Here is a 7,205-nt window from a genome sequence, read left to right on the forward strand (position 1 = left end):
GTTAAAGAGATGATGGCCGCGCGCCAAGAGCAAAAGAATTCCTCCGGGACGTCTATGGGGAAGATGGTTTTAGCGCGGTAAAGTATACTTCTTATGGTAAGAGGATATTCCATCATTTTGATCACCCTCGTTTCAAATTAGATAAATTTAGAAACAACCGGGCAACCCCAATTTCCGGTTCAGGAATAATATGGATTGCCCGGATGGTTGGTAATTTTAGTGCAACTCAAGTCGATACATTACCAGAACAGGTAGCTCGAGCTTTACTCTATCGGGGGATTTGACGTCTGTGACTTGACCGTGGATTTAACCATACTCCCTACAACCCTGAGAGATCCGATAACACCTGCAATCAGTAAGAGTCCGCCGATAATTTCACAGCCAAGCCACGTTACCCACATCATCGGTGAGTGTGCACCTGTGGCAGCGACAGTAGATGTTGTGAAGTAAAGAAAAGCAAAACTGTTGAACAGATACGGGAGGATATCGGTTAAAAGAACAATCAGAAAAACAAAAACGCCTACGAATATCAGTATGGGGAGGAATATGCCACCCATCGACATAGCCGTTGCTTTGACAAAAAGACCCAGCAGGAAGTAACAGAATATTCCGAATGCACCGCCAACAATTATATTTGGTACCATGGCCACGTCTTCGTGTACAATGAAGAAAAGAATCATGGCTACATAGGCGGGCCAGCTTGGAATCTTAAATTTTTCGAAAATAACAAAGGCTACGAGCACTATAGCCACGATCAGAAGGCCCATAACTATTTTTGCACTCCAGGGAAGCCCCGGCGCTTCTTGCTTTTTCAAGATTACACTCCTCCTCAAGCTTTTTTACCATAATTTACATTAATTCGAATAAGACATGGGGTTTCTAAGTATAACCCGGGACCAGTGAAAGAAACCTGCCGCCCAAAATCTTCACCCCCTCTTCCGGGAATATTTTGAAATTTAAGTATTTTATGTGCTGGATGGTACCCGTCCGACTCGCTAATTAGCACTTACCAATCCATTTACACTTAATCGCCTTTCTCACCCTTCAGCATTCAGCAGCACGCAATAATGATGCCAGAGTTCACAAGATTTCAAATAAAAACCGGCAGGCACCGTTTTTATTGAATCCCCAAAAATCAGTGATGTAACAATATTAACCCGTACTTTATTAAATCTGTTATTATTCTTAACAAAGCCGTTCAAGTATTTAACAGAATAACTTGTTTCTGGTGTTCTTTAACTTACCACAAGTAATGGTTTGAATCTTGCAGCACTATTTGCCATTAATATAATTGAACATGCCAATTGTAAACATTAAGCTCAGTAACTCCCCGCCAGGACTGACATCGGGTGCAGAACCCGGATCCCGCCCTTTTCTTTCAACCCTTCGTTCAGGTAATAACGGCACGCCGGACACTGGGTCACCACGATCTCAGCTCCTGTACCCAGTATATCCTCAAGTTTCCGCAGCCGGATCCTTTCACTGAGCCCGGAGTGAGTGATAAATGTAGTACCGCCGGCGCCACAGCACCCCAGGGGGTTTTGCATTTCCACCAGCCTGATTCCGGGGATCAGGGCTAACAGCTTGCGTGGAGCATCAGACAACCCCTGGCTCCAGGCCCGGTGACAGGGAACATGGTAAGTTACTCTGGACGACTGTAGCCGGGGAGTTTTCTCCAACCCCAACCCGGTAAGATAATCCGTTACTTCCAATACCTTGCCGGCCAACGCTACCACCTGCGAACGGCAGGGGTCATCCGGCGGTAAAACTTTAGCTGCTTTAACCTTGAGCATATACCCGCAGGAAGTGCAATCAGTGATCACCGCGTCCACGTCCAGAGAAGCGAAGATTTCAGCATTGCCGCGAATGGCTTCCAGGGCGGCCTGCTGGTCCCCGTGGGCCAGTGCCGGTATACCGCAGCAGTTCTGGTTCGGCGGAATCACCACTTCAACCCCGTTCTCGACCAGCACCTTGACCACAGCCTCACCGGTATCCGGATACAGGAAGTTCGTTCCACAACCGATAAAGTAAGCCACCCGGGCTCTGGCCACACCGGAAGGTCTTACGGTACCGGAAATCCGCTGCTCAAAAGGAGGGCTGGCGAGCGGTGGAACCGACCCGGGAAACAAGTTGAATTTTCTTAATAACGAAACAGCACGGGTGGCCAGGGTACCTGCAGACCGCTGGTTGAGTACCTGCCGGAAAACAAACTTTTCTACCAGACCGGAGCCGAATTTATTGAACAGCTGTTGCCTGGCAGCGATGATGATGTCGTCCACCGGTATGCCGCTGGGGCAACCCTGCATGCAGCTGGTGCATAGCAAGCAGCGGTTAACCAGCTCCCTGACCCTGTCACTCAACGGAATCGACTTTTCCACCATGGCCGCGTTGATCAGGTTGAGCCGTCCCCTGGCCACGCTGGACTCAACCATATCCTCTTTGTAGACTGGACAGGTTGCCAGACAAAAGTTGCATTGCAGGCAGCGGTTGATTTCTTTTATGTAGTCTTCTAGTTTATACAACAGCATCACCGCCATTTCCCGGCCAGATTTTCCCTGGATTCATTATACCGTTGGGGTCGAAAGCCTTTTTAATCCGGCGCATCAATGCCACGCCCTCCGGCCCGAACTCCCACTCCAGGAAAGGAGCTTTAACAGTGCCAATGCCGTGTTCGCCGGAAAGGGTACCTGAAAGTCTCAGGGCTTCCCGGGCGATTTCCGCCATGGCCCGTTCCACCCGTTCCATGAGCTCCGGGTTCCGCTTATCGGCCATAATGCCCGGGTGCAGGTTGCCGTCCCCCACGTGTCCTGAAACCCCGATTGTAACCTGGTTGCGCTCTGCAATCAGGTTGATAGCACGGACCATCTCCGGCACCCGGGTCCTTGGAACGGTAGCATCTTCAATCAAGACGTTGGGAGCCATATGGGCCACCGCCGGGAAAAGAGCCCGCCTGGCCAGCCAGATCCTTTCCGCTTCAGCTTCGGTCCGCGCGATCCTGACTTCCCGGGCCCCATACCGCTGGCAAACCCTGGTGATTAATGCACAGTCCTCCTCCACCTTGGCAGGATGACCGTCGACCTCGATCAGCAGGAATGCCTCAACATCCCGGGGGAGTCCCAGGGGGATGTAATTCTCAATACAATTGACTGAACCCTGACTCAACATTTCCAGACAGGAGGGGCTGCCCCCTTCCGCAATAATAGCTGCTACAGCCTCTGCAGCCGGGTCCAGTTCGGGGAATACGGCAACCATGGTGCGCCGGCAGGGAGGCAGGGCAAGGAGTTTCACCATTACCCTGGTAATCACACCCAGGGTCCCCTCCGAACCCGTAAATATCCTGGCCAGGTCGTAACCAGAAGACATTTTCACGGACTTACCACCGTAGTTGATAACCGTGCCGTCCGGTAAAACCGCCTGAACACCGAGCACATAATCTTTAGTGGTACCGTACTTAACTCCCCTGGGCCCTCCCGCACGGGTGGCCACGTTCGCGCCCATGGTGCAGATGGACATGCTCTGGGGGTCCGGAGGGTAAAAGAGCCCCATTGATTCCACGGTTTCCTGGAACCTTTGCGTGACCACCCCACATTCGACAACAGCCGTAAGATTTTTGGCATCAACTTCAATAATCCTGTTCATCCGTTTCAGGTCCAGCACAATACTGCCCGGGGATGGCGTGGCGCCGCCGGCCAGGCTGCTGCCGGCCCCTCTGGGAACCACCGGTACCCGGCGTTCATTGGCGTAACGCAACACGGCGGCCACTTCCGCAACACTTTCAGGTATAACGACGGCGGAGGGGACAACCTGCCTGTGAGTAGCATCATTGGCGTAGGCCAGCAGGTCCTCAATATCTCCCAGGACTCTGCTGTGGTCCAACAGTGACCTTAAATCCTTCAACAAGCCGGATATAGGTAACACCTCCTGTCAACTGGCAATGATTCCGGTAGCTTCTATCAGCTTTCCGGACAAAGGCAACCCGGGGCCTTTTCAGCAACGAACGCTTTAACGGCACCACCCGCCCGGCTTTTATATTCCCTGATTGCTCCCAGTCCCGCCCTGAAGGCCGCAAGGTTTAATTCCAGCAACTTCCCGCTGAAAAGCCCGGCCACGACTGCCTCGTAAGTTTCCGGAGGAACAGGCAACACACCGGTTCCAGCGAAGACCCCGGTCATCACCATGTTGGTGCCCACCGGCACGCCTGCAGCCACGGCCAGTTCCGTAGCTTCCAGTGCCACCAGGTACCGGGAGTTGGCGGCAATTGCCTGCTTGATTTTTTCGATCTCAGGATAAGTGTCTTCACCAACCAGCACGCTCAGGGGATAATTGGGACGAAGGTTCATGATCACACCTGTCTCTTTGCTCCCGTAAGAGATCAGCGTTCGCAGCGTTTCCAGGGGCTCAAAGCCGATAATCATGGTGGCCTTATACCTGGGAATAAGCGGCCCGCAGGCCTCCTCCCGGGAAATCCTGATGTGGCTCATCACCGACCCGCCCCGCTGGGAAGCGCCGAAAGTTTCCCCCACGGAAACAAAATAACCGCTCTCTACCGCAGCTGTGGCAATGATCTGGGAGGCCAGAACGTTGCCCTGCCCACCGACGCCCGTAACAATAATATTGTGAACACTCGTTTCAGCCAATGTTCTCCCCACCTTCCACCTTGATCGCCCCGCGGGGACACAGACTCACGCACACCTGGCACCGGTTGCAAACGACCTCGTCAATCATCGCCTTATTCTTTTTGACATCCCATATATTGGCCGGACAGGAAAATGTTTTATTACAAAAACGGTTGCAGCCGCAGCTATCGCCAATGCACAAATCCTGGTCCACATAAACTGCGGGCTTTCTTGCCCCTCTGGCCGCTATCAGCGCACAGGCACGGCGCAGTACCAGCACTTTGGTACCCTCAGTTTGCAGCAGGTTGAAAACAACCTCCGTTGTTCCTTCTACATCGTACGGATCATGCACCGATACGGGGATACCCAACCCTTCCACCACAGACTCCACGGATATGCGCACCACTTCCTCACCCATTGCATTTTTGCCCAAGCCGGGGTGCGGCTGGTGGCCGGTCATGGCCGTGGTTTCGTTATCCAGCACGATCAGCAGGAAATCTGATTTGTTGTAGCGGGCATTGACCAGGGCGGGGATGGCCGCATGGTAAAAGGTGGAATCCCCCACCACAGCCACCACGGGCTGCTTAAATCCGTATTCCGCCAGCTTGCCCAGGCCGCAGGCCACACCCACACCCGAACCCATGGCGTGGACAGTTTGCAGCAGGTTGAACCCCGTACGGCCGAGTCCCATGGTGTAGCAGCCGATATCACCCAGCACGATACCGTTGCGCCCGTCCAGAGCCAAAGCCGACTTAACCGCCCAGAATGCGGCCCGGTGGGGGCAGCCGGCACAGAAAGCCAGGTCCCGCTGAGGTATTCCGGGAACCAAATTTTTTACGGATTCATCGCAAACCGGAGGCGGGTTGTAGTTTACGCCGCATATAGAGGCCAGGACCTTGATGACGGTTTCCGGGTTCATTTCCCCGATACCCGGGCCGGAGGGTCCGGACACATGACCGGATTTTTGACCAAAGAAACGCAGAGGATACAGGTCCGCAATGTGCTGGGCTGCCAGGTACATCACGTTTTCCTCGATAAAGGGTTCAACTTCTTCAAAAAAGAGCACGTTATCGGCCGCTTTCAAATGCCCAAGCAGGGTTTTTTCCGGTAGAGGCCAGCTGATGCCCAGTTTAAAGATGCCGACTTCCCCCTCGAGCCCCAGTTCTTTAACCGCTTCCCTGGCGTACATGAAACTTACCCCCGTTGTGACCACCAGGGTTCTGGCATTTTCAGGACCCAGGTAGCGGTTAAACGGCCACGCATCGGCTATCTGCCGCACCTGGTTCAACTTGGCTTCCTGCAGGGCGTGAAGGAAAACCACAGTAACAAATCTCTCGTTCTGGCCAATTTCCGGCTTCCCGTTCCCACCGGCAAGTTCACCGATGGTGACGTTGCCGCTGGCGTGGCAAATCCTGGTCACACAGCGCAACAGCACCGGGAGCTTGATTTTTTCCGACAGTTCAAATGCCGCCAGGGTCATATCTTTGGCTTCCTGAGGAGTGGCGGGTTCAAGGATGGGAATATGCGCCAGCTTTCCCAGGTACCGGGAGTCCTCCTCGTTGGTACTGGAATGCCCGCCGGGGTCGTCCCCCACCACCAGCACCAAGCCGGCCTTGATGCCTGACTGTGATATGCTGGCCAGGGTATCCAGGGCCACATTCACACCGTTGGGCTTCATGATGCACATGGACCGCAGTCCGGCAAAAGATGCCGCAGCCGCCCCTTCCAGGGCCACTTTCTCGTTAACCGACCATTCGGCATAAAAATTATAATCTCTGGCCAGTCGTCCCAGGTTCCCCAGGATTTCAGCGGTAGGCGAACCAGGGTATGAGGAAGCGTAACCGATACCGGCCTCGATGGCACCCCTGGCCACCGCTTCGTTGCCCGTCATCAGCACGCTGCGCCCGGGCTGGTTGACCAGTAAACTGAGAAAACTCACAGGTTTATCCCCCTTTCCTGCTCGAGTCCTGCCCGGTACTGATCGGACAACTGTAAATAACCCGCACCCTGCCCGAGCTCAAGGGCGTGGAGCACCCTCAGCTTTTTGTTGCGGACGGCCCGGTAAAGCAACGGTAATCGCTCCTCAGGGTAGGCCCTGGTTTCAATAATTCCCCCGGCGCGTGCCGCGTCCACAATTTCTTTACCCCTGGCAGTTCTAACAATCAAGGTATTCCAGCGGGAGTCATACTCGGTGGAACCCACCGATACATCGGCAAACTCGGACGTAGGGTCGAAACATAGCTGGCAGGCCGGGCGAATAAACGGCCGCACTTCGTCAAGGGGTATATCCGTGGACCCCGATTCCTGAATTATTGTTAAAAAGTTCTGAGAAATTTCGACCTTTAAAATGTGACTGCCCGCTTTCCGGTTAAGCAAATCGTATATTCCAGTCTCCAGAGACCAGAAACAGAACAACCCGATGATAAATTCAACTTTATCCCCGTCCGGAAGGTAACCGGTTGTACCTTTGAGCCCCTGCATTTTCCTGAGGGCCAGTACCTGACACGGCCTGCCCACCACCACCAGACCGTTTACACATTCTTTTACGGCCCGGTGTACTGCGGAAAGCGTGGGAGCGGCACTATAATG

The 7,205-nt window shown here is 53.7% G+C and carries 6 protein-coding genes; all 6 read right to left on the minus strand.

Annotated elements, in window-relative coordinates; all coding sequences use genetic code 11:
• Positions 1-263: 263 nt before the first annotated feature.
• Positions 264-815, minus strand: a complete 552-nt coding sequence (locus tag ACPLUI_RS00575) for a hypothetical protein (RefSeq protein ID WP_424658321.1) — start codon at positions 813-815, stop codon at positions 264-266.
• Positions 816-1,319: 504 nt separating this feature from the next.
• Positions 1,320-2,522 carry a (Fe-S)-binding protein gene (locus ACPLUI_RS00580; protein ID WP_424658322.1) on the minus strand — a complete coding sequence of 401 codons (1,203 nt, stop codon included), beginning with the start codon at positions 2,520-2,522 and terminating at the stop codon, positions 1,320-1,322.
• The gene (locus ACPLUI_RS00585) at positions 2,515-3,897 is read right to left on the minus strand and encodes an FAD-binding oxidoreductase (protein WP_424658323.1); all 1,383 of its coding nucleotides are present in this window, start codon (positions 3,895-3,897) and stop codon (positions 2,515-2,517) included. The genes ACPLUI_RS00580 and ACPLUI_RS00585 overlap by 8 nt, the downstream gene beginning before the upstream one ends.
• 56 nt (positions 3,898-3,953) lie before the next feature.
• On the minus strand, positions 3,954-4,637 hold the full coding sequence (locus tag ACPLUI_RS00590; RefSeq protein ID WP_424658324.1) for an indolepyruvate oxidoreductase subunit beta: 684 nt from the start codon (positions 4,635-4,637) through the stop codon (positions 3,954-3,956).
• Positions 4,630-6,555: a thiamine pyrophosphate-dependent enzyme gene (locus ACPLUI_RS00595; protein WP_424658325.1), complete on the minus strand. Its 1,926-nt coding sequence runs from the start codon at positions 6,553-6,555 to the stop codon at positions 4,630-4,632. The genes ACPLUI_RS00590 and ACPLUI_RS00595 overlap by 8 nt, the downstream gene beginning before the upstream one ends.
• A partial coding sequence (locus ACPLUI_RS00600; RefSeq protein WP_424658326.1) for a Coenzyme F420 hydrogenase/dehydrogenase, beta subunit C-terminal domain occupies positions 6,552-7,205 on the minus strand: 654 nt, incomplete at its 5' end. The genes ACPLUI_RS00595 and ACPLUI_RS00600, both read right to left, overlap by 4 nt.

Source organism: Desulfofundulus sp., assembly GCF_049701015.1.
In the GTDB taxonomy this organism is placed as follows: domain Bacteria; phylum Bacillota; class Desulfotomaculia; order Desulfotomaculales; family Desulfovirgulaceae; genus Desulfofundulus.